This is a genomic window from Streptomyces sp. RerS4 (assembly GCF_023515955.1).
Classification (GTDB): domain Bacteria; phylum Actinomycetota; class Actinomycetes; order Streptomycetales; family Streptomycetaceae; genus Streptomyces.
Genome location: NZ_CP097322.1, coordinates 865245 through 887938, shown reverse-complemented (window position 1 = coordinate 887938; position 22694 = coordinate 865245). Strand labels below are relative to the sequence as shown.

17 protein-coding genes are annotated in these 22694 nt (G+C 72.9%); 13 read left to right on the top strand and 4 right to left on the bottom strand.

Annotated elements, in window-relative coordinates; translation table 11 throughout:
- Nucleotides 1-12 precede the first annotated feature (12 nt).
- The 3 genes from M4D82_RS04030 (at nt 13) to M4D82_RS04020 (ending at nt 3840) form a co-directional block, all read left to right on the top strand.
- The gene (locus tag M4D82_RS04030; RefSeq protein WP_249764701.1) at nt 13-249 is read left to right on the top strand and encodes a DUF397 domain-containing protein; all 237 of its coding nucleotides are present in this window, start codon (nt 13-15) and stop codon (nt 247-249) included.
- Between the two features lie 228 nt (nt 250-477).
- A complete protein-coding gene (locus M4D82_RS04025; protein WP_249764700.1) occupies nt 478-3189 on the top strand; it encodes an ATP-binding protein in 2712 nt (903 codons plus the stop codon).
- 150 nt (nt 3190-3339) lie between these two features.
- Nucleotides 3340-3840 (top strand): hypothetical protein, encoded by a 501-nt coding sequence (locus M4D82_RS04020; RefSeq protein WP_249764699.1) that lies wholly within the window; start codon nt 3340-3342, stop codon nt 3838-3840.
- 8 nt (nt 3841-3848) lie between these two features.
- Here the strand turns inward: M4D82_RS04020 and kstD are convergent, their stop codons facing one another.
- Together kstD and M4D82_RS04010 are read right to left on the bottom strand one after the other, a co-directional pair.
- The gene (gene kstD, locus M4D82_RS04015) at nt 3849-5627 is read right to left on the bottom strand and encodes a 3-oxosteroid 1-dehydrogenase (RefSeq protein WP_283844443.1); all 1779 of its coding nucleotides are present in this window, start codon (nt 5625-5627) and stop codon (nt 3849-3851) included.
- Between the two features lie 211 nt (nt 5628-5838).
- On the bottom strand, nt 5839-6963 hold the full coding sequence (locus M4D82_RS04010; RefSeq protein ID WP_249764698.1) for an aminoglycoside phosphotransferase family protein: 1125 nt from the start codon (nt 6961-6963) through the stop codon (nt 5839-5841).
- A gap of 229 nt (nt 6964-7192) precedes the next feature.
- On the opposite strand from M4D82_RS04010, the gene M4D82_RS04005 reads away from it, so the two are divergent.
- On the top strand, nt 7193-8686 hold the full coding sequence (locus M4D82_RS04005; protein ID WP_249764697.1) for a DNA-binding protein NsdB: 1494 nt from the start codon (nt 7193-7195) through the stop codon (nt 8684-8686).
- A gap of 91 nt (nt 8687-8777) precedes the next feature.
- Here the strand turns inward: M4D82_RS04005 and M4D82_RS04000 are convergent, their stop codons facing one another.
- The gene (locus M4D82_RS04000) at nt 8778-10199 is read right to left on the bottom strand and encodes a PP2C family protein-serine/threonine phosphatase (RefSeq protein WP_249764696.1); all 1422 of its coding nucleotides are present in this window, start codon (nt 10197-10199) and stop codon (nt 8778-8780) included.
- 262 nt (nt 10200-10461) lie between these two features.
- Entirely contained in the window at nt 10462-10713 is a 252-nt protein-coding gene (locus M4D82_RS03995) for an SCO4226 family nickel-binding protein (RefSeq protein ID WP_249764695.1), read from the bottom strand.
- A 323-nt stretch (nt 10714-11036) separates the two neighbouring features.
- On the opposite strand from M4D82_RS03995, the gene M4D82_RS03990 reads away from it, so the two are divergent.
- The 9 genes from M4D82_RS03990 to M4D82_RS03950 all read left to right on the top strand — a co-directional run bounded on the left by M4D82_RS03990 (nt 11037) and on the right by M4D82_RS03950 (nt 22588).
- Entirely contained in the window at nt 11037-13283 is a 2247-nt protein-coding gene (locus M4D82_RS03990) for a xanthine dehydrogenase family protein molybdopterin-binding subunit (protein ID WP_249764694.1), read from the top strand.
- A 66-nt stretch (nt 13284-13349) separates the two neighbouring features.
- Nucleotides 13350-13805 carry a (2Fe-2S)-binding protein gene (locus M4D82_RS03985; RefSeq protein ID WP_249764693.1) on the top strand — a complete coding sequence of 152 codons (456 nt, stop codon included), beginning with the start codon at nt 13350-13352 and terminating at the stop codon, nt 13803-13805.
- A 62-nt stretch (nt 13806-13867) separates the two neighbouring features.
- Nucleotides 13868-15787 carry an APC family permease gene (locus M4D82_RS03980; protein ID WP_249764692.1) on the top strand — a complete coding sequence of 640 codons (1920 nt, stop codon included), beginning with the start codon at nt 13868-13870 and terminating at the stop codon, nt 15785-15787.
- Between the two features lie 88 nt (nt 15788-15875).
- Nucleotides 15876-16439 carry a TetR/AcrR family transcriptional regulator gene (locus tag M4D82_RS03975; protein ID WP_249764691.1) on the top strand — a complete coding sequence of 188 codons (564 nt, stop codon included), beginning with the start codon at nt 15876-15878 and terminating at the stop codon, nt 16437-16439.
- A 223-nt stretch (nt 16440-16662) separates the two neighbouring features.
- A complete protein-coding gene (locus M4D82_RS03970) occupies nt 16663-17073 on the top strand; it encodes a hypothetical protein (RefSeq protein ID WP_249764690.1) in 411 nt (136 codons plus the stop codon).
- Entirely contained in the window at nt 17070-17846 is a 777-nt protein-coding gene (locus M4D82_RS03965; RefSeq protein ID WP_249764689.1) for a transcriptional regulator, read from the top strand. Before M4D82_RS03970 ends, M4D82_RS03965 begins: the two co-directional genes overlap by 4 nt.
- Nucleotides 17847-17929: 83 nt before the next feature.
- A complete protein-coding gene (locus M4D82_RS03960) occupies nt 17930-18394 on the top strand; it encodes a roadblock/LC7 domain-containing protein (RefSeq protein ID WP_249771439.1) in 465 nt (154 codons plus the stop codon).
- A 63-nt stretch (nt 18395-18457) separates the two neighbouring features.
- Nucleotides 18458-18835: a hypothetical protein gene (locus M4D82_RS03955; protein ID WP_249764688.1), complete on the top strand. Its 378-nt coding sequence runs from the start codon at nt 18458-18460 to the stop codon at nt 18833-18835.
- Between the two features lie 186 nt (nt 18836-19021).
- Complete coding sequence (locus tag M4D82_RS03950; RefSeq protein WP_249764687.1) at nt 19022-22588, top strand: bifunctional glycosyltransferase/CDP-glycerol:glycerophosphate glycerophosphotransferase; 3567 nt, start codon at nt 19022-19024, stop codon at nt 22586-22588.
- Nucleotides 22589-22694: the final 106 nt, after the last annotated feature.

Sequence of the window (22694 nt, the reverse complement as noted above, 5' to 3'; positions counted from 1 at the left end):
AGGAGCACGCACGTGGCCGAGAGCATGGTTTCACGACCCTTCGCCGCCTGGAGCAGGCGCGAGCTCGATCTCAGCGGGGCGGACTGGCGGTCGGGCAGTGGAGGGGTGGGCGACGTCCAGATCGCCTTCGTGGAAGGGTTCATCGCGATGCGCAACGGCGAACGCCCCGACGGCGCGCCGCTGGTGTTCGCGCCGGCCGGGTGGCGCAGGTTCGTCCTGAACGCCGGCGGGGGCACGTTCGACCGCTGACCCGGCCCGCCACCGTGCCCGCCCGGCCCCTGCCGGGCGGGCACGGCGGTCGCCGCCGGGCGGCTCACCCGGCCCCGACGCCATGGCGACACCGCCGCCGCAACCGGCCACTCCTTCGTCGGAATGGCGAAAACCGGAAAACATTCCGATCTTTCCCGACCTCTCCCCCTCCCCGGCGCGTACGCGGGCGTACGCTGATGCCTCGAACAGGCGTGGGAGGTACCGGCCATGACGGAACGAAGGGTCCGCACACGGCGCACGATCTTCGAACGCGAAGCCGAACTCGTCGCCGTCGACGAAGCCCTGGACCGGCTCACCGAGCCCGGCCCCGACGCCGGCGGCGGGCTGCTCTCGCTCTCCGGCCCGGCCGGGCTCGGCAAGACCACCCTCCTGACCGAAGTGCGCCGGCGCGCCCTCGCCCGCTCCTGCACCCTCCTCGCCGCACGCGGCGGCGAACAGGAACAGAGCCAGCCCTTCCACGTCGCCCGCCAACTCATCCAACCCCATCTCGCCGGCCGCCCCGAAGCCGACCTGCGCGCCGCCCTCGGCGGCTGGTACGCCATCGTCGGCCCCGCCCTCGGCCTGTGCGCCCCCGAACAGGGCGCCGCACCCGACCCCCAGGGCCTGCGCGACGGCCTCGACTGGGTCCTCACGCACCTCATCGTCCAACGCCCGCCCGTCGTCCTGGTCCTCGACGACGCCCACTGGGCCGACCCCGAATCCCTCGAATGGCTCGCCGCCTTCGCCCCGCGCGCCGAACACCTCCCGTTGCTCCTCGTCGTCGCCTACCGCCCCGACGAACTCCCCGCGCACGCCGAGGCCTTCCGCACCCTGCCCCGCCGCGCCGGCAGGCGCCCGCTCACCCTCGCCCCGCTCAGCGCGGACGCCGTCTCCGCCCTCGTCCGCGAAAGCGTGGGCGCACACGCCGAGGACGCCTTCTGCCGCGAAGCCTGGGCCGTCACCACCGGCAACCCCTTCGAAGCCGTCGAACTCACCGCCAAGGTCCGCGCCAAGGGCCTCGAACCCACCGAGGCCGGCGCCCCGCTCCTGCGCGACCTCGCCGCCGCCCAACGCGGCAGCGGCCTCGTCGCCCGCCTGCACAACCTCGGCCCCTCCACCGTCCGCTTCGCCTGGGCCTGCGCCGTCCTCGGCACCGCCATCCCACGACAGATCGCCGCCCGCGTCGCCGGACTCGGCGCCGAGGAGGCCGCCGACGCCACCCGACGCCTGTGGGACGCCCGGATCCTCGCCGGCCCCACCGACGAGGACGACACCGGGCTGGAGTTCGTCCACCCGCTGATTGCCACCGCCATCTACCGGGCCATCCCCGACGCCCTGCGCGTCGCCCTCCACGGCAGGACCGCCACCGCCGTCGTCGACGCCGGACTCGGCTCCTCGGCCGCCGCCCGTCACCTCCTGGAGACCCAGCCCGAGAACGACCCCTGGGTGGTCCGCACGCTGCGCGAGGCCGCCGCCGAGAACCTCCGCGCCGGCGCGCCCGAGGCCGCCCGGCGCCAACTCGCCCGCGCCCTCCAGGAACCCCCGGCCTTCGACGAACGCGCCGCCGTCCTCTACGAACTCGGCTGCGCCTCCCTGCTCACCGAACCCGCCAACACCGTCAACCACCTCCGGGCCGCACTCGCCGAACCCATCGACGACCCCGCCCTGCGCCAGGGCATCGTCATCCGCCTCGCCCAGGTCCTCGCCCACAGCGACCACCTCCGCGAGGCCTCCGACCTCCTCGCCCGGGAAATACCGCACACCCAGGACGCCCGCGCCCGACTGCGCCTGCAGTCCGAACAGTTCATGTGGGACGCGTTCGACGCCGCCGAACCCGACTCCCCGGCCCGCTCCCGCCGCCTCGCCAAACTCGCCGACCGCCTCACCGGCCGCGACCTCACCGAGCGCTACGTCATCGGCCTGCGCGCCTGGGACGCCTGCCTGCGCGGCGAACCCGCCGACGTCGCCCTCCACCACGCCGGCCGGGTCCTGGAAACCCCCTTCAGCTGGGCCCACGAGGACCGCGGCTTCGAAGTGCCCGTCCTCGCCGCCATGGTCCACATGTACGCCGACCGGCCCGGCCGCGCCGAAGAACTCTTCGAGACCGGCACCGCCGAGTTTGAACGCCAGGGCTGGCACGGCGCGCACCTCTCCTTCGCCTACAGCCTGCGCGCCTACATCCGCTACCGGCGCGGCCGGCTCGTCGAGGCCGAGGAACTCGCCCGCGCCGGCCTGCGCCTCGCCGAGCGCGTGGGTCGGCGTACGCCCGTCCACTGGTACGCCATCGCCATCCTCGTCACCACCCTCATCGCCCGCGGCCGGGTCGACGAGGCGTGGGGACTGGCCCGGGAACACGAGTACGGGGAACCCTTCCCCGCCGCCGTGGTCTTCCCCGACTCCCAGACCGTCTACGCCGAACTGCTCCTCGCCCTCGGCGACCGCAAGGCCGCCACCGTCGAACTGGAGGCGGTCGACCGCCGCTTGACCCCGCGCGGCATCCAGAACCCGGCCTGGTGCCCCTGGCGGCTGCTCCTCGCCCGCGCGGTGGCCCCCGAGGACCCCGCCAGGGCCCGCGCCCTGGCCGCCGAAGCCCTCCGCCGGGCCCGCGCCTTCGGAGCGCCCTCCGCGATCGGCCAGGCCCTGCGCGTGGCGGCCGACGTCGCCGAACCGCAGGACCGCGTCCCGCTGCTGTGGGAGGCCGTGAACCAGCTGGAGGTCTCCCCGGCGGCCTACGAGCTCGCCCGCGCCCTGGCCGCCCTCGGCGCGGCACTCCGCGACGCCACCACCCTGAACCGCGCCCTGCTCACCGCCCGGGAATGCGGGGCCGACGCCCTCACCGCCGGTCTCACCGAGCAGCTGATCGGCCTCGGCGCCACCGCCCCGGACACCTCCCCCGAAGCGGCCGGCCGGCCCCGGGAACCCCGCTCCGTCACCCCGTAGCCACCGCCCGACCAGGCCGCCCGCCCCGCCGCCGCCCCGCCCCTCGTCCGTAAGGAGCATCCCCTGCGGACGCCCCGTACCGTGGATCGCGGATCCGGTGCCGGCACGCCCCCGCGCGGGAAAGGGCGCGGGGCCACGTACCATGGCGGCATGTCCTTCCTCCGCCGCCACCGCGCCGCCACACCCGCCGGCCCGGACTTCGACGTCCTGGCCATGGACCCGGGGGACTGGCCGGGCAACCTCGGGGCCGGCCTGCTGCCCGCCGCCGACGGCAGCTGCCAGGGCGTCTTCCTGCGCTACGACCTCTTCGGCGGTCGCGGTCCCGCGATGATCATCGGAAACCTCCCCGAGGGCTCCCCGGCCCGCGAGCTCGCCGACGGCGAGGTCCCCTTCGAGGTGGCCCAGCTCCTCGCCGCCCTGGAGAACGACGAGGACGTCGAGGTCACCGGATCCGAGGACTGCCCCGTCATGCAGGGCGACAACCTCCTCATCGTCCGCAAGATCAAGCTCTCCGAGAGCCGGATCTCCTGCGTGCAGTTCGACCGCAGCGACAACGTCCTCGTCACGATCGCCAGCTGGGACCGGCCGATCACCGACGACCTGTACGCGCTCCTGAAGCCGCTCCCCGCCGAGCTGTTCCAGCAGGGCTGAGCGACCTCCTAGGCGTCCGCGATGTCGTTCGCCGCCACATAGCCGAACGTCATCGCGGGCCCGATCGTCGAGCCCGCCCCGGCGTAGCTGTGGCCCATCACGGCGGCGCTCGCGTTGCCCGCCGCCCACAGCCCCCGGATCACCGAACCGTCCTCCCGCAGCGCCCGCGCCCGTGCGTCCGTGACGATGCCGCCCTTGGTGCCGAGGTCGCCGGGGACGATCCGGAAGGCGTAGAACGGGGGCGCCCAGATCGGTGCCAGACACGAGTTCGGCCGCACGTTCGGGTCCGTGTAGTAGTGGTCGTACGCCGTGTCCCCCCGGTGGAAATCGGCGTCGTCCCCGCTCCACGCCTGTGCGTTGAACCGGTTGAGGGTGGCCCGCAGGGCGCCCGCCGGGACCCCGATCCGTCCCGCCAGCGCGTCCCACGTCCAGGCCTTCTTCGCCGCCCCCGACTCGAACCACGCGTCCGGGAAGGACAACGTCGGCAGGATGTCCTTGAACAGGTACTTGTTGCGGTAGTTCTGATCCACGATCAGCCAGGCCGGGATGTGCGAACCCGGCGCCGGGCGGTCCTTCTCATACATCACGTGCACCACGTCGCCGTACGGCGCCGCCTCGTTCACGAACCGCGTCCCCGCCCCGTTCACGATCAGCCCGCCCGGCAGCGTCCGCTCCGCCAGACAGAAGTACGGTTCCCCGGGCAGCGGGATCGACGGCCCCCACCAGGCGTCCTCCATCAACGCCAGTGCGGCCCCCGCCCGTTGCCCCGCCCGGATCCCGTCCCCGGTGTTCTCCTTCGCCCCGACCGACCACTGCGTGCCGATCGGCTGCTGCTGGTAGTGCTCCCGCATCCGCGCGTTGTGCTCGAAGCCACCCGAACCGATCACCACGCCCTTGCGGGCCCGTACGACGCCCCGTACGCCGTCCTTCTCCACCACGACCCCGGTGACCGCGCCCGCCTCCTGGACCAGGTCCACCAACGGGCTGTTCAACCACACCGGCACCCCGGCCCGCAGCAGCCCCGCCCGCAAACCCGCCGCCAGCGCCTGGCCCATCGTCAGGGGCTCCTCCCCGTGCAGCGCGGCCTCCGCGCCGCGCGCCAGGCACTCCGTCGACACCGCGAGCCCCTTCGCGGTCACCGCCGCGAGGCCCAGCCACTTGTAGTCCTGGCTGAAGACCACCATCCCGGCCGGCACCGGCATGTAGGCGGGGTTCAGGCGCGCGAGCTCCGCGCCGAGGATGTTGCCGTCGATCTGGTCCGGCTCGATGGAACGGCCGTTCGACAGCCCGCCCGGCAGATTCGGGTAGTAGTCGCTGTACCCGTCCATGAACCGGAACCGCAGCGGACTGTTCGCCATGACGAAGTCCAGCATCCGCGGCCCGTTGGCGAGGAACGCCCGCCGCCGGTCGGCCGGCACCTCCGGCCCCACCACCGCCGCCAGGTACTGCTCCGCCTTCTCCGGGGTGTCCGGGACACCCGCCCCGAGGATCACCGAGTTGTTCGGCAGCCAGATACCGGCACCCGAGCGGGCGGCCGAACCACCGAAGGTCGGCGCCTTCTCGACCACCAGGACGCTCAGACCCCGCTTGGCGGCGGTCAGCGCGGCGGTCATCCCGGCCGCCCCCGACCCGACCACGACGACGTCGTACTCGCCGAGCGGGCTCTCGGCCGCGCGCGCCGCTCCGGCCGGCAGGACGGCGGCGGCGAGCACCCCGGCCCCCGTCCCGGCGAGGACCGACCGACGGGAGGGCAGGGCGGGGCGGGCTCGATCCGGGCTCTCGGTCATGGGCGGACTCCAGCCGTTCGGGGAGGAAGGGGACGACGCCAGCGGTTCTGAGGCCGAGTCTGAAAAGGTGTTAGGGGGATCATGTGATGTCAAGGCACGCGCGCCGGCCTCCCGGCCCGTTCCCGTACGAGGCCCCGTAGACGCGAAAAGTCCCGTGGCCCGCACACCGGATGATCGGATGTGCGGGCCACGGGATCGCGGGGCGAACGCGTCAGCGGGTGCCGACCGCCGCCCTGACCGCTCTACGGGCCATGCCGGCGTCGTCGTGCAGGCGGCGCAGCAGCAGACGCTGCTCCTCCCCGCTGGACAGGATCCCCACGGGCAGCGGCCGGTCGGGGGCGGTCGCCAGCATCGAGCGCTGCACCGCCGTCTCGGACATCCGGATCTCCCTCGTCAGGACCAGCATCAGGTTCACCAGGAACGCGTCCCGGGCCACCGGACCCGCCGCCTGGGCGAGCCGGCTGATCTGGGCGCGCGCCGCCGGCGCGTCCCCCAGGACCGCCCACAGCGTGGCCAGGTCGTAGCCCGGCAGGTACCAGCCCGCGTGCTCCCAGTCGAGGAGCACCGGCCCGGCCGGGGACAGCAGCAGGTTCGACAGCAGCGCGTCACCGTGGTTGAACTGCCACGGCGTCCCCGCCACGCGCACCCCGTGCAGCAGCTTCTGCAGGTCCCCGAAGTCCCGGTCGGTCAGCAGTCCCAGCTGGTGGTCCCGCGTGATGCGACGGGCGTAGTCCACCGGGTGAGTGAACAGCTCGGTCGGCGGCCGCCACTGGTTGACCCGGCACACCGCGCCCAGCGCGGCCCGTACGTCGGGCCGCGGCGGGGCCTCCACCGGATGCCGCTGCAGGGCCGCGACCCGCCCCGCCATCCGCTCCACGACCAGGACGCAGTTCTCCGGGTCCGCGGCGATCAGCCGGGGCACCCGCACCGGCGGGCGGTGCCGGACGAACGCCCGGTACGCCGCTATTTCGTGCCGGTACCGCTCGCGCCACGCGGGCGAATGATCCAGTAAAACCTTGGCGACGGCGGTCGTCCGACCCGTGGTGCCCACCAGCAGGACCGACCGGCCGCTGCGGCGCAACACCTGCACCGGCGCGAACTCCGGGCAGATCCGCTGCACCGACGCGAGCGCGGTGCGCAACTGCGCCCCCTGCGGGCCGGACAGGTCGAGTCTTCCGCTCAGCGGCTGCGGTCCGGAGCCCGGCAGCCGCCGTGCCCGCACGGCACCCTGCGCCGGGGCGGCCGGCCGGCCGGGTTCGAGGTAGGGGCCGCCGCCCGCCTGGAGCGTGCGGTGCGACCGGACCGGGGCGGACACGGAGGACGTTGCTGCGTACATGGCGTTTACGGTTCCCTTCGTGCGCCGACGAGTGCGTACGCCGCCCCGCCGATCCCGTACTTCACCCTGGGGAGTTCCGCCGGTGACCGGGTCGGGGAGGCGCATTCCTACCTGACACCCGGCGGTCCCTGGCGAACCACCGGGCGTGCCCTGGCGAACCCTGGCGAATAGTCCGCGGTCATCTGACGGGGGGCTACTGTCAACTCAGCCGAGAACCTGGGGGCTTGACGTGAACAAAGGTCCAAACACCCGTCTGAACGACCTGTTCGGCCTCGCCGGCTGGTCCAAGGGCGAACTGGCGAGGATGGTCAACCGGCAGGCGGCCGCCATGGGTCACCACCAGCTGGCCACCGACACCTCGCGGGTACGGCGCTGGATCGACATGGGGGAGACCCCGCGCGAACCGGTGCCCACGGTATTGGCAGCCCTGTTCACCGAGCGGCTCGGTCGTGTCGTGACCATCGAGGACCTCGGGTTCGTACGGCAGCGGCGCACCAACAAACGGCAGCCGGACGGGGCGAAGGAGAACCCCGACGGAGTGCCCTGGGCGCCCGAACGCACAGCCGCGGTCCTCACCGAATTCACGGGAATGGACCTCATGCTCAACCGTCGCGGCCTGATGGGCGCGGGAGCCGCGCTCACCGCCGGCTCCGTCCTCAGCAACGCCATGTACGACTGGCTGCACGCCGACCCCGCCACGACCGTGCACGCACCACGTTTCGGCGACCCCTACCAGGCCGATCCGGCGGGCTACGACCGGTACGAGGCGGCCCCCATCGGCTCCCAGGAGATCGAGGCCCTGGAGCGTTCCGTCGAGGTCTTCCGGGCCTGGGACGCCTCCAGAGGGGGCGGGCTCCAGCGCAAGGCCGTCGTCGGCCAGCTCAACGAGGTGGGCGGCATGCTCGCCTACCACCACCCCGACCACCTCCAGCGCAGGCTCTGGGGGGTGGCGGCCAACCTGGCCGTGCTGGCGGGTTGGATGTCGCACGACGTCGGCCTCGAACCGACCGCGCAGAAGTACTTCGTCATCGCCGCGCACGCGGCCCGCGAGGGCGGCGACCGGCCGCGCGCCGGCGAGGCTCTGTCCCGGGCCGCGCGCCAGATGGTGCACCTGGGCAAGCCCCACGAGGCCCTGGACCTGATGAAGCTCGCGAAGTCCGGCTCGGGCGACCAGACCCTGCCGCGCACCCGCGCCATGCTGCACACCATCGAGGCCTGGGCGCAGGCCGCCATGGGCAAGGGCCAGGCCATGCGCCGTACGCTCGGCGAGGCCGAGGAGCTGTTCGTCTCCGACAAGGGCGACGTACCGCCGCCGTCGTGGATGCAGCACTTCGACGAGGCCGACCTGCACGGGATGCAGGCCCTGGCCTACCGGACCCTCGCCGACCACGACGCCTCGGCGGCGCCGGTGGCCGCGCGCCACGCCCGCGAGGCGCTGCGGCTGCGCGGGGACGGCTACCAGCGGTCGCAGATCTTCGACTACATCTCGATGGCGTCGGCCTGCTTCATCGCGGACGACCCGGAACAGGCCGACCGCTACGCCCGCCTCGCCCTGGTCTCCATGAACGAGACGTCTTCCCACCGCACGTGGGACCGGCTCCGCGAGATGTACCGGCTCACCGGCCAGTACGCGGGCTACGCGCGGATCGAGGACCTGCGCGAGGAGATCAAGCAGGCCCTCCCGAACGCCCCCTCGCCGCTGGAGCGGGGTGCGCTGATCTGAGCGCGTCCGGACGGCACATCGCAGCCGGACCACGAGAAGGGCCGCGCCCCCGCGGGCGCGGCCCTCGACCACCGCGATCGGGATCCGGCTCTCAGCCGATCCGGGCGACGAGCACGCACGCGTCGTCCTCGCGCTCGCTCTCGCCGAACTCCTCCGTCACCATCCGTACGCAGTCCCGCGCCGACCGCGCCGCCGAGAACCGGGGCGCCATCGCCAACAGCCGCTCCGTCCCGTCGGCCCGGCTGAACTCGATGCTGCGCGGGGTCAGACCGTCGGTGTAGAGGACGAGTACGTCGCCCTCCTCCAGCCGCTCCTCGGCCTGCCCGTACGCCGCCCCGGAGGTCGCGCCCAGCAGGACTCCCTCGGGGGGTTGCAGCGCGCGGCCCTGGCCCCGGCGGAACAGCAGGGGCGCGGGGTGTCCGGCCTGCGCCCAGGAGAGCACCCGGCGGGCGGGATCGTAGCGGCAGCAGACGGCGGAACCGAGGGCGGGTTGGACGGAGGTTTCCAGCAGTTGGTTGAGCCAGCCCATCAGCGGGCCCGGTTCGATGCCGGCCATGGCCATCCCGCGCAGGGCGCCGAGCATCATCGCCATCCCGGAGGTGGCGCTGACGCCGTGTCCGGTGAGGTCGCCGACGGTCAGGAGGGTGCGACCGTCGGGGAGTTCGAGGGCGTCGTACCAGTCGCCGCCGATCAGCGCGCTGGTCGCGGAGGGCAGGTAGTGCGCGGCGACGTCCATCGCGCCGGCGTGGTCGTGCGGGAACCGCAGGGAGCCGCGCCACGGGGGGAGTACGGCTTCCTGGAGCTCGACCGCGAGCCGGTGCTCGGTCTGCGCGATCTCCCGCCGGCGCTGGAGCGAGTCGCGGGACTCGCGCACCGCCCGCTCGCTGCGGCGCAGTTCGCTCACGTCCCGCAGGACGGCCCACATCGAGGCCGTGCAGCCGTCGGAGTCGAGGACCGGCTCGCCCCTCATGTGGAGCGTGCGGACGCGGCCGTCGCCGCGGACGATCCGGAACTCCCCGTCTATCGGCTTTCCGTCCACCAGGCAGTCGGTCACCATCGCGGTGAGCAGCGGCTGGTCCTCGGAGAACAGGGTGGAGCCCAGTTCGTCGAGGGGGAGGGGGCCGGACTCGGGGGAGCGGCCGAAGATCTGGAAGAGCTCCTCGGACCAGGTGACCTCGTCGGTCAGCAGGTTCCACTCGGCGCTGCCGACGCGGGTCTGGCGGTCCTCGGACGCCGATTCCGGGGGCGCCTGCGACGGTTCGGCCTGCTCGGGGACGGGCGGCAGCCCTTCCTTGAGCTGGCCCAGGTGCTGGCCGAGATCGTCGAGGTGGTGTACGGCGAGGTCGCACAGCGCGCGCTGCCAGCGGCCCTGGGCGTCGTCGTCGTCCACGACGGTGTCGCGGCGCACCGCGTCCACTTCTCCGCGCAGCCGGCGGGTCTGCGAGATCAGCGCGTCCACCGACCCGGGCTCGGGCGGCTGCGCGGGACGGTCCGCGTACAGGTGGGACGGCATGAGAACTCCGATACAGGCGCGGCACGGCCAGGTCTGAAAGAAGGACCGGTTACGACTGTTGCACAGCGGGCGATGAGCTGTAAGGCGTTTGGCAACATCCGCAACGTCCTTGCTGTGGGCATATGCCCGGGGCTTCTCGTGCCCTTTTGATCCTGTACGAATGAATTCGGTCAGCCGCGTCGGGCCCGCATCGGCGGGCCCGACGGGTGGAAACGGAGGCGACGCGTGGTGGCGGCCGGCGACGTGCGGCGACGCCCGGTCGTCAGGAGATCATCAGCGGCACGGGGTGGATCTCGTCCGCCGGGTGGCCGCTGCGCTCGTGGATCCGCTGCACCGCCTCGGCAGAGGGACCCTCGGACAGACAGTAGACGGTGCCCGACTCCGGGTCGGCCCAGGCCTGCTTGAAGTGCACGCCTTCCTCGCCCTCGATCGCCAGGTCCGCGCGGTGTGCCTCCATCAGCTGCTCGTTGGTGATGCCCTTCATACCGGTGTGTACATCCATGAAGGTGGCCATCTCGCCACACCTCCTTTCGTCTCCTCCATCGTCCGCCTCGAAAGGGGTTCGGTCGAGCGGTGGCGGGGCCCGGCGGGGCCGGCCGGAACCCGACGGTCGTGGGAGGTCTGTTCGATCGCGCGGACGGGGTGTACGCGGCGTGCGCGGGTCCGTCGCGGCCCGGCGGCCCGATGATTGCTCCTTCGGGGGACCCCCCGAACGAAGGACCCCCCGCGCGGAACCTCTCTTCCCACCCCAGCCCTTGATCGCTACGCTACGCGTCGGTAATGAGCCGGGGGCGGTCCGTGCAGGCGGGCCCGGGGCAGGGGCGGGGACTCGTACGGATGACAGCACAGGACAGCGCGCCCGCGGATCGCGCCGGGGCCGGACCGGGCCGACGCTCCTTCCTGACCTACCTCGTCGCGGCGCCGACGCTGGCGTTGGTCACCCGGGTCGGGGCCGACGCGCTCGCCCCGCAGTCCGCGGCGGCCGCCATCCCGAGCCTGCCCGCCATCGCGGACCTGGTGGACCTCGGCGACATCTTCATCCTGGCCGGCGCCCCCACCGCCTCGCTGCTCGCCCTCACCGTCGAGGCGGACGGCGCGATCCGCTTCAGGCTGCCCCGCGAGGAGGTCGGCCAGGGGCTCACCACCGCCGTCGCCATGCTGGTCGCGGAGGAGCTCGACGCACCCCTGCGCACCGTCCGGGTCGAACTGGACGACGCGCGCCCCGAGCTGCTGTTCAACCAGCTCACCGGCTCCTCGAACTCCATCCGCTCCCTCTACGGGCCGGTCCGCCAGTGCGCCGCCACCGCCCGCGCCCGCCTCGTCGCGGCCGCCGCCGCCCGCTGGGAGGTCTCCGCCTCCACCCTGACCACCGCGAACGGCGCCGTACGGGCCCCCGACGGCCGCACCGCCGACTACGGCGGCCTCGCCGCGGCCGCCGCCGCGCCGGGACTCGTCGTCCTCGGCGCCTCCCCGAAGCCCGCCGCGCGCCACGCCCTCGTCGGCAAGGCCACCGGCCGCATCGACGCCCGCGCCATGGTCACCGGAGCCCAGCGCTACACCCTCGACCTCGACGTGCCGGGCGCCAAGCCCTGCGTCGTGCGCCGCCCGCCCACCCTCGGCGGCACCGTCCGGGGCGTCACCAACCTCGGCGCCGTCCAGGCGATGCCCGGCGTCCTGCACGTGGTCACCATCCCGACCGGCGTCGCCGTCGTCGCCGAGACCTTCGGGCAGGCCATGGAGGCCAAGGCCGCCCTCCGGGTCGAATGGGGCCCCGGCCCCGCCGACCGGCTCTCCGACGAGCAGATCCGTACGAAGCTCCGCGCCGCCAACCCGGCTCCGCTGCTGCCGCCGCTGCTCACCCCGTACGTGGACGCCGAGTTCGACTTCGCCTTCGTCAGCCACGCCCCGATGGAGACCAACTCCGCCGTCGCCGACGTGCGGGAGGACCGCGCCGAGATCTGGTCCGGCCTCAAGTCCCCGATCGTGGCCCGGCAGACCATCGCCGCCGACCTCGGGCTCCCCGTCGGCGCGGTGAAGGTGCACGTCATCCAGGCGGGCGGCTCGTTCGGCCGGCGGCTGTTCTTCGACGCCGCCCTGGAGGCGGCCCGGGTCTCGAAGGCCTGCCGCCGTCCCGTGCGCCTGATGTGGACCCGGGTCGACGACACCCGGCACGGGCGCATGCGCCCCGCGACCCACCACCGGATCCGGGCCACCCACCTGCTGGGCGAGGTCCTCAGCTTCGAACACCGGGTCGCCGCCGCCGAGACCGACTTCCGGCACGGCCTCGGCGAGATCATCACCGCCACCGCCGCGAGCCTGCCCTCGGGCATCGGCAACGCCACCCTCGCCCAGACCCTGTTCCTCACGACGATCAAGTCCCCGTACCACTTCGGGCTCACCACGCAGTCGCTGACCGAGGTGGCGACCGGCATCCCCACCGGGTCCTGGCGGTCGGTGTACTCGGCCAACACCCGGGGCGCCGAGGAGATCGTGGTCGACGAACTGGCCGCCGCCACCGGCAAGGACCCGTACGCCTTCCGGCGGGCCTTCCTCAAGACGGACGCGCAGCGCGCCGTGCTGGAGAAGGTGGCCACCGAGGGGCAGTGGGGCAGGGCCATGCCGGCCGGCTGCGCGCAGGGCATCGCCTTCCACGAGGAGTACAAGTCCCGTACCGCCTGCCTGGTGGAGATCGACACCCGCGATCCGGAGCACGTCCGGGTCACCAAGGCGGTCATCGCCGTGGACGTGGGCCTGCCCGTCAACCCGCGCGGGCTGGAGGCGCAGATGATCGGCGGTCTCACCGACGCGATCTCCACGACCCTGCGGGCCGGGCTGCACCTGGACAAGGGGCTGCCGCTGGAGGGCAGTTACAGCCAGTTCCACTGGGCGAAGCAGCGCGACACGCCGCGCGACGTACGGGTCTTCGTCCTCCCGGCGACCGGCACGGAGCCGGGCGGCGCGGGCGAACTCGGTGTACCGGCCGCCGTCGGGGCCATCGCCAACGCCTGGGCCCGCGCGACCGGTTCCAAGCCGCGCAGCTTCCCCCTGGACTTCGACGTCGACTTCACGCCCTATCCGCGCTGAACCGCCCGTACCGCGCGTCCCGTATCCCGTATCCGGTATCCCGTATCCCCGAACCTGGAGCACGCCGTGCCCTCGCACACCTTCATCGTCAACGGGGAGAGCGTCACCGTCGACGCCCCCGACAACCTGCCGCTCCTGTGGGTCCTGCGGGACATGCTGGGCGTCACCGGCCCCAAGTACGGCTGCGGGGTCGACGTCTGCAAGGCCTGTACGAGCCACCTCGACGGGGTCGACGTCCGCCCGTGCGTGGTGCCGGTCTCCGCCTGCGCGGGCAAGCGGGTGACCACCATCGAGGGGCTCGCGGACGGGGACCGGCTGCACCCGGTGCAGGAAGCCTGGCTGGAGCAGGACGTCGCCCAGTGCGGCTTCTGCCAGCCGGGGCAGATCATGGCCGCGGTCGCCCTGCTCCAGCGGACGAGCGAGCCGACGGACGAGGACATCGACGCCATCGCCAACATCTGCCGCTGCGGCACCTACTTCCGCATCCGCGAGGCCATCCGCAGCGCGGCCGCCCGCATGTGACCCGGGCCGCACGGGCGCCTTCAATACCGCTGTAACCGTCAAAAATGGACGATCATGCCGGAATGAGGCGTATCAACGCGAAACGCTTGTTGGTCGGCGAACCGCTGGACACCGCGCGTCTGGGCGAGACCCTGCTGCCCAAGCGACTCGCGCTCCCCATCTTCTGCAGCGACCCGCTCTCCTCCGTGGCCTACGCCACCGAGGAGATCCTGCTGATCCTGGCCCTCGGCGGGGTCGCGCTGCTCCACCTCGCCTGGTACGCGGCCGCCGCCATCGTCTTCCTCCTCGTCGTCGTCATCGCCTCCTACCGCCAGACCTGCCACGCCTACCCCGGCGGCGGGGGCGCGTACATCGTCAGCTCCGAGAACCTGGGACCCACCGCCGCCCTCACCGCGGCCAGTGCCCTCCTCGTCGACTACGTCATGACCGTCGCCGTGTCCGTGGTCTCCGGGGTCGCCGCCATCACCTCCGCGATCCCCGCCCTCAGCGACCACCAAGTCGGCATGTCCGTGGCCTTCGTGGTCCTGCTGACCCTGATGAACCTGCGCGGCGTACGCGAATCGGGGCGCGTCTTCGCCATCCCCACCTACGGCTTCGTCCTCGTCGTCTACGTCATGTTCGCCGTCGCCGCCGTCCGCCTCGCGACCGGCGACACGATCCGGGCCGAATCCGCCGACCTGCCCATCACCGCCGCCGGGACCTACACCGGCATCGCCGTCGTCTTCCTCGCCCTGCGCGCCTTCGCCTCCGGCTGTACCGCCCTGACCGGCGTCGAGGCCATCAGCAACGGCGTCCCCGCCTTCGAGAAGCCCAAGGCCAAGAACGCCGCCACCACCCTGGCCGCGATGGGCGTGCTGTCGGTGACGATGTTCACCGGCATCACCGCCCTCGCCATGGCCTACCGCGTGCACGTCGCGGCCGACCCGACCGAACTGGGCCTCGCCCCCGGCACCCCAATGTCCACCGCCCTCGCCCAGATCGGCCGGGCCACCTTCGGGAGCTGGCACTTCCTCTTCTACCTGCTCCAGGCCGTCACGGCCGGCGTCCTCGTCCTGGCGGCGAACACCGCCTTCAACGGCTTCCCCATGCTGGCCTCGATCCTGGCCAAGGACGGCTACGCGCCGCGCCAGCTCTTCAACCGCGGCGACCGCCTCGTCTACTCCAACGGCGTCGTCCTGCTCGCGCTGGCCGCCATCGCCCTGATCGTCGCCTTCGACGCCCAGCTGACCCGTCTCATCCAGCTCTACATCATCGGCGTCTTCGTCTCCTTCACCCTCTCCCAGGCCGGCATGGTCCGGCACTGGCGCCGCATCCTCGCCTCACCCGCCACCCCCCGCGACGAACGCGTCCACATCCACCGCCGGCTCGCCATCAACGCGGTCGGCGCCTGCATGACCGCGGTGGTCCTGGTCATCGTGCTCGTCACCAAATTCACGCACGGCGCCTGGCTGGTCGTCATCGCCATGCCCGCGCTGTTCCTCGGCATGAAGGGCGTACGACGCCACTACGACCAGGTGGCCCGACAGGTCGCCGTCGCCCCCGGGGTACGGCCGCGCAAACCGTCGCGCCACCACGTCGTCGTCCTCGTCTCCTCCGTCCACGCCCCCACCCTCAAGGCCCTCGGCTACGCCCGGGCGCTGCGACCCGACACGCTCACCGCGCTCTCCGTCGCCGCCGACGAGCAGGACGCCGCGCGGCTGCGCGAGGCCTGGGCGTCCCACGACCCGGGGATCCCGCTCAAGGTGCTGCACTCGCCCTACCGGGAGGTGGTCGCACCGGCGCTCGCGTACCTGGAGGAGCAGGCGGCCGCCGAGGGCACCGACATCCTGTCGGTGGTGATCCCCGAGTACGTGGTCGGGCACTGGTGGGAGCAGCCCCTGCACAACCAGAACGCGCTGCGCCTCAAGGCGCGCCTGCTGTTCACGCCGGGCATCGCGGTGATTGACGTCCCGTACCTGCTGGAGTCCGCGCGGCACCCCTAGGTCCGTTAGCGTATGCCTGAGCACTGCGGATGCAGTGCTCTCGGGGGTGCGGCCCGCGCCCCGGCCCGTCTCACCCCAGGGATCCGCCATGCGCCAGAACCCGGAGCGCCGCGCCGCGCTCCTCGACGCCGCCATCGAAGTCCTGGCCCGCGAGGGCTCGCGCGGTCTGACGCTGCGGGCCGTGGACGCGGAGGCCGGCGTCCCGACGGGGACCGCCTCCAACTACTTCGCCAACCGGAGCCAGCTCCTCGTCCAGATCCTGCACCGCACCCGCGAACGCCTCGCCCCCGATCCGGCCGACCTCGCGGGCCCGCTCGACACGAGGCTGCTGCTCGGCCGGCTCCTGGAGCGGATGCGGCGCGAGCGCAGCGTGCACATCGCCATGCTGGAGCTGCGGCTGGAGGCCACCCGCCGGCCCGAGATCCGGGAGGAGATGGCCCGCTTCCAGGCGCTGGAGCTGGAGGCGAACGTCACCTGGCACCTGGACGCCGGCCTGCCGGGCGACCGGGACGGCGTCGTCCTCCTCTACTTCGCGATGCTCGGCATCGTCGTGGACGACCTCACCGTGCCGGCCCTGCTCGAAGCCCAGCCGGTCGACCACCTCCTGGAGGTGTTGGTCGAGCGACTGCTTCCGGAGCGGCCCGCCGACTGACTACCGTGTCGGCGGGCATCGTGTCGGCGGACATCCCGGCCGCGCCGCCGAGCCCGAGATGATCAAAAACAATCGAGTTCCGGCCATGCCGACACGCGCCACCGTGCATGTTCCAGCGGAAAATGCCAGAACGCCTTTTCGCAGTGTGGAAGTTGAGTAAGTTCCCTCCTGTCGCGCCGTACGACCGTGCAACTCAGCACGACCGGCCGGGAGGGGAGCCCGCGTGCCCGGGATCGACGAATGCCTGCTCGAAGCCATGGCCCTGCCTGGTGCGCGCGGGGCCGCGCTGGTCGACTGGAGCAGCGGACTGGCCCTCGGCACCGCCGGGGACTCTCCCGTGGGCGACCACGAGACCACCGCCGCCGAGACCGCCGAACTGGCCCGCGCGGCGGCCGAGTACGAGTCCTTCGCCCCGGCGGCGGACGGGCCCGGCGCAGGCGTCCCGGCGACCGCCGGTCCGCCCGTCGAGGACCTCATCGTCACCACCCGCACCGGCTACCACGTGCTCCGCTTCGTGGAGACCAGCTTCGACAGCAGCGTCTTCCTGCACCTGTGGCTGGACCGGGCCGACGGCAACCTGGCCCTCGCCCGGATCAGACTCCGCGCCCTGGCCGAAGGGTTGGTGCTCAGGTGACCGCGCCCGCCGCCATCGCCGTCTCGCCCCTGCTGACCCGCCTCGCCGCCGAACGCGCCACCGGCGCCCTCCTGCGCGACCGCGGCACCCTCTTCCTGGAGGACGGCCGCATCGTCCACGCCGAGAGCCCCGCCACCCCGGGGCTGGACGTCCTGCTCACCACCGGCGGGGCGCTCGCCCCCGAACGCTGGAACGAGGCCGTGAACGCGGCCGGAGCCCGCCGGCAGGTCGCCCGCTTCCTCGTGGACAGCGGCGGCCTGGCCGGAGGCGAACTGGAGATCTGCCACCTCGCCGCCATCTTCGACGCCGCCTTCTTCGCCCTGTCGCCCGGCAGTGGCCCCTCCCGCTTCCGGCGGGGCGCCACCCACTGGATCGGCTCCGTCCGCTCCGTCCCGGCGGACGCCGTCGAACGCGAGACCCGTCGCCGCCGGGAGCTGCTGGACGCGGTCTGGCCGTACCCGCTGCTCGACACCGCGCCCGTCGTCCCCCGCCGGGCCGCGCCCGGCCAGACGATCACCGCCCGACAGCGCGTCCTGCTCGCGCAGGCCGACGGCGTACGCACCCCCGCCGACCTGGCGTGGGTGCTGGGCCGGCCCGCCTTCCACACCCTGCTCGACGTCCGCAGGCTCGCCGCCGCGGGCCTGGTCGAGACCCCGCACACCCCGCCGGCCCCCGCGCCGGCCCCGCTCGTGCCCGACTGGTTGGCCCAGGTCCAACCCCCGGACGTGGCACTGCTGCGCCGGCTCCGCGACGCACTGGAGGCAAGTCTGTGAGGCTCCCGCTGCGACCGGCCCTGTTCGCCGACCGTTCCGAGCGCAGGCAGCCCGAAGGGAGAAAGGCCGACATGACCACGGCGATGGTGCCCGCCGAGGCGGAAGCCGAGATACTCGCCGAGCTCCGGCGGTTGCGCGCCCGCGTCCCCCAGCTCACCGGCGCCCTGGCCGCGAGCGCCGACGGTCTCGTCCTCGCGCAGGACAGCGCCGCCACCGAGGCCGAGACCGTGGCCGCGCTGACCGCGGCCGCCCTCGGCGTCGCCCAGCGGCTCAGCGACAGCACCGGACAGGGCGGCTTCCGCGAACTGCTGGTGCGCGGCGAGGGCGGCTACGTCGCCACGTACGCGGCGGGCGAGACGGCCGTCCTCACCCTGATCGCGCAGCCGCGCGTCAACGTGGGCCGCCTCCACCTGGAGGCACGGCGCTCCAGCTCGCACATATCCGAGCTGATCGAGCACAGCCTCGGGCGGCGCGGTCCGCGGGTACCGCCGCAGCCCCCGGCCCTGCCGGCGGCGCCTCCCCACCCCCCGGCCCTGCCGGCGCCCTGACGTCCCGCTCTTGCCCTCATCGCACACCCGCGACCGACAGAAGACAGAGAAAGAGGAAGACCCATGGCCAACGTGGAGACCGCGCTCAAGGAAGCCACCACCACCATCGAGGGCGCCCTCGGCGCCGCCCTCGTCGACTACGCCAGCGGCATGGCCCTCGGTACCGTCGGCGGCGGCAAGGACCTCGACCTCGCGGTGGCCGCCGCGGGCAACACCGACGTGGTGCGGGCGAAGGTCCGCGCGATGGAGATGCTCGGTCTGAACGACGAGATCGAGGACATCCTGATCACGCTCGGCAACCAGTACCACCTGATCCGCCTGATGAAGGCCCGGGGGTCGAGCGGCCACTTCTTCCTCTACCTCGCCCTCGACCGGGGCCGCGCCAACCTGGCCATGGCCCGCCACCAGCTCAAGCGCATCGAGGCCGAGCTGGAGATCTGAGAGCGGCCCGGCGAGGGCCGTGACGCCACGGTGGCGGGCGGCTGAAATCTTTGCCGTCCGCGCCGCCGGCCTCCGTGATATGTCCGAGGATGGGCGGACTTTATCATCCCGTTACAGAGTAGGATGCTGTAATCAGCTGATCATCACGCCATCGACAAAGCAAAAACGCTGGAGAATCCGCTACCCATGCCCCCGCGCCTGAGCATCGTCGTACCCGTCTACAACGTCGAGCTCTATCTCGACGAGTGCCTGGAGTCCATAGCGGCGCAGACGTTCGACGACTTCGAGGTCGTGATCGTCGACGACGGGTCCACGGACACCAGCGCGATGATCGCGAAGACCTTCACGGAGCGTGACCCCCGCTTCCGGCTGGTCCTCCAGAAGAACGCCGGCCTCGGCGCCGCCCGGAACGTCGGCTTCCGGCACGCCTCCGAAGGCAGCGAGTACATCGCCTTCGTCGACAGCGACGACACCATGCCGCCCCACGCCTACGAGCGCCTGATCGGCGCCCTCGACGAGACCGGCTCCGACTTCGCGGCGGGCAACGTCAAGCGCTTCCGCTCCGTCGGCATGCAGCAGTCCTGGGGCCACCGTGCCGCATTCGCGAAGACGCAGCTCGCGACCCACATCTCCAAGTTCCCGGCGCTGGTCACCGACCGCACCGCGTGGAACAAGGTCTATCGGCGCGGCTTCTGGGAAGAGCACGGATTCAGCTACCCGGAGGGCATCCTCTACGAGGACGCCCCCGTCAGCATCCCGGCCCACTACTTCGCCAAGAGCGTCGACGTGATCAGCGACGTCGTCTACCACTGGCGGGTGCGCGAGACCGGCGAGCGCTCCATCACCCAGCGCTCCACCGACCCGGTCTCCGTCATCGACCGCGTCACCTCCGTCCGCCTCGTCCGCGAGGCGCTGCTCGCCAAGCCGGGCGAGAAGTACGCCCGCTACCTGCGCGACTACGACCGCAACGTGCTGAGCGAAGAGCTCCCGCTCATCTACAAGTACGTCGCCGAGGGCGGCGCCGACTTCCGCGCCGCGTTCGTCAAGGAGGTCGGCGGCCTCATCCGGGAGATCGGCACCGACCCCTGGAACGACCTGACCGTCGCCGACCGGCTCAAGGCGTACCTGGCCCGCGAGGGCCGCGTCGAGGAGTTCATCGGCCTCCTGCACCACCAGCGCGACTTCAGCTACAGCGTGCCCGTCAAGGGACTGGCCCGCCCGCAGGCCGACTACCCCTTCCTGAAGGCGCCCGTCCCCGCCAAGCTGCTGACCCTCGGCCCGCGCGAGCGCCGCGTCGTCAGCCGGCTGGAGCAGGCCGCCTGGAGCGACGGCAAGCTCCTGCTGCGCGGCTACGCGATCCCCGGCCACCTCGGCGCCGAGAGCCGCCTCGGCTCCCGCAAGATGCTGGTCTTCCGCGAGCAGGGCAAGCGCCGCCGCACCGTCGTCAGCACCCGTACCGTCGCCTCCCCGATGGCCACCGTCAACGCCCCGCACCTCGCGCTGAAGCACGCCGACTGGGCCGGGTTCACCGCCGTCGTCGACCCCACCGTCTTCCAGTCGGGCGGCAAGTGGCGCGAAGGCATATGGACCACCTCCGTCGCCGTCACCGGCGCCGGCGGCCTCCACCGGGCGCGCCTCAAGGGCGGCGAGCACGACAGCGGCCTGACCCCGCCCGCCTACTGGGCCACCCCCGACGTCCGCATCCTGCCGACCGTCTCCGGCGCGCTGACCGTCCACGTCGAGATCGTCCGTGCCCGCGTCCTGGACGTACGCCCCGCCGGCGACGACGCCCTGGAACTCACCGGCGAACTGGCCGCCGAGGTCGGCGACGGCGCCACCCTGCGCGTCGCGCACAGCGCGAGCGGCACCGTCCTCACCCTCCCGATCCGCACCACCGCGGCCCCCTCCGGCGGACGCGTCCCCTTCAGCGCCGTCGTCCCGCTCGCCGATCTGGGAGCCGTACCGCCGGCCGAGTCGTCGCCGGGGGAGTGGACCCCCGAGCCGTGGAACCTGACCGTCGTGCGCGCCGACGGCACCCGCCACCCCGTCGCCCACGACGAACGCGGCGGCTTCACCGGCCTGGTCGCCCCGATCCCCGGCGACGAGAGCGGTCGCACCGTCTTCGCCAAGCGCGCCAAGAGCGGCCACCTCGTCCTGTCCGTGCAGCCCACCCCGCCCCTCGTCGACGAGGTCGTCGCCCACGACGGCACCCTGACCCTGCGCGGCACCCTGCGGCTGCCCGCCGCCGAGGCCGGCGAGGCGTACGAACTGGTCCTGCACAACCACTACGGCACCGAGTTCAGCTACCCGATCAGCCGCGACGGCGACCGCTTCGAAGCGGCCTTCGAACCCGTGCTCCCCGAGCCGTACGCCGGCCGCACCACCCTCCCGCAGGGCCGCTGGTGGCCCACGGTCCGCCCGGTGCGCGAGGGCGGCACCACCGCCGGCCTGCTCGGCGTCGACCGCGGGGCCCCCGTACAGCTCATCCCGCCGGCGCTCTCCTGCGGCCCGCACGCCCTCACGGTCCTCGGCCGTCGCATGCGCGTCGAGGCCCGCCTGCACGACCGCATGGTGCTGGTCTGCGACCCGCTCCTGAGCCCGCACGACCGCTCCCGCTACGCCCAGCGCGTCGCCCGCGACGTGACCTACCCGGCCCAGCGCGAGCTGCCCGTCAAGGACATGGCCGTCTACGACACCTTCCAGGGCAACGCCGCCGGCGACTCGCCCCGCGCCATCCACGAGGAGCTGCTGCGCCGCGGCGAGAAGCTCGAACACATCTGGCTCGTCCGCGACGGCCGCGCCGAGGTCCCGCCGACCGCCCGCGCCGTCCAGTACGACAGCCTGGAGGCCTGGGACGTCCTGGCCCGCGCCCGCTACTACGTCACCAACGACAGCGTGCCGCTCACCTTCCGCCGCCGCCCCGGCCAGACCGTCGTCCAGACCTGGCACGGAGCGCCGCTGAAGCAGATCGGCTACGACTTCACCCACGACTACTACACCAGCCCCGAGGTACTGGAGGGACTGGAGCACGACAGCGCCCAGTGGACGCTGCTCGCCTCCCCCAGCACCTGGGCCACGCCCGTCCTGCGGCGCGCGCTGGGCTACCAGGGCGAGGTCGTCGAGTCCGGCAGCCCGCGCGTGGACGCGCTGCTGCGACCCGACGCCGACCGGATCGCCGAGGTCCGCCGCCGCCTCGGCCTGCCCGAGGGCAAGAAGGTCGTCCTCTACCTGCCGACCTGGCGCGAGAACCGGCTCGGCTGGACCGGCGGCTACAAGCTCGACCTGCGCATCGACCTGGACGCGGCCCGCCGTGAACTGGGCGAGGACCACGTCCTGCTCGTGCGCGGCCACCACAAGGTGAGCGAGCAGGTCCGCGACGGCGTGCGCGACGGGTTCGTCGTCGACGTCTCCCGCTGGCCCGACACCACCGACCTGCTGCTCGTCGCCGACGTGCTGATCTCGGACTACTCCTCCGCGATCTTCGACTTCGCGCTGACGGACCGGCCGATCCTGCTGTTCACGTACGACCTGGAGCACTACCGCGACACCCTGCGCGGCTTCACCCTCGACCTGGAGAAGAAGGCCCCCGGCCCGCTGCTGCAGGACTCGGCGAGCCTGGTCGAAGCCGTACGGAACGCGGACGCGCTCGCCGCCGAGTACGCGACGGCCCGCGCCGCCTTCCGCGAGGAATACTGCGACCTGGACGACGGCCGCGCCGCCGAGCGGGTCGTCGACCGCATGCTCGGCGCGTAGGGCGCCCGCACCCGTACGGGTGAACCCGGCAGCAGGTCCCGCGCCCACCGATGAGTTTCGGGCGCGGGACCTGTCCGTAGGGGTGGACGGCGCGAGGTCGTCCACC

Coding starts and splice junctions, on each gene's coding strand:
- M4D82_RS04025 (WP_249764700.1), top strand. CDS start 478: ATGACGGAACGAAGGGTCCGCACACGGCGCACGATCTTCGAACGCGAA.
- M4D82_RS04020 (WP_249764699.1), top strand. CDS start 3,340: ATGTCCTTCCTCCGCCGCCACCGCGCCGCCACACCCGCCGGCCCGGAC.
- kstD (WP_283844443.1), bottom strand. CDS start 5,627: ATGACCGAGAGCCCGGATCGAGCCCGCCCCGCCCTGCCCTCCCGTCGG.
- M4D82_RS04010 (WP_249764698.1), bottom strand. CDS start 6,963: ATGTACGCAGCAACGTCCTCCGTGTCCGCCCCGGTCCGGTCGCACCGC.
- M4D82_RS04000 (WP_249764696.1), bottom strand. CDS start 10,199: ATGCCGTCCCACCTGTACGCGGACCGTCCCGCGCAGCCGCCCGAGCCC.
- M4D82_RS03995 (WP_249764695.1), bottom strand. CDS start 10,713: ATGGCCACCTTCATGGATGTACACACCGGTATGAAGGGCATCACCAAC.
- M4D82_RS03990 (WP_249764694.1), top strand. CDS start 11,037: ATGACAGCACAGGACAGCGCGCCCGCGGATCGCGCCGGGGCCGGACCG.
- M4D82_RS03980 (WP_249764692.1), top strand. CDS start 13,868: ATGAGGCGTATCAACGCGAAACGCTTGTTGGTCGGCGAACCGCTGGAC.
- M4D82_RS03975 (WP_249764691.1), top strand. CDS start 15,876: ATGCGCCAGAACCCGGAGCGCCGCGCCGCGCTCCTCGACGCCGCCATC.
- M4D82_RS03960 (WP_249771439.1), top strand. CDS start 17,930: ATGGTGCCCGCCGAGGCGGAAGCCGAGATACTCGCCGAGCTCCGGCGG.
- M4D82_RS03955 (WP_249764688.1), top strand. CDS start 18,458: ATGGCCAACGTGGAGACCGCGCTCAAGGAAGCCACCACCACCATCGAG.
- M4D82_RS03950 (WP_249764687.1), top strand. CDS start 19,022: ATGCCCCCGCGCCTGAGCATCGTCGTACCCGTCTACAACGTCGAGCTC.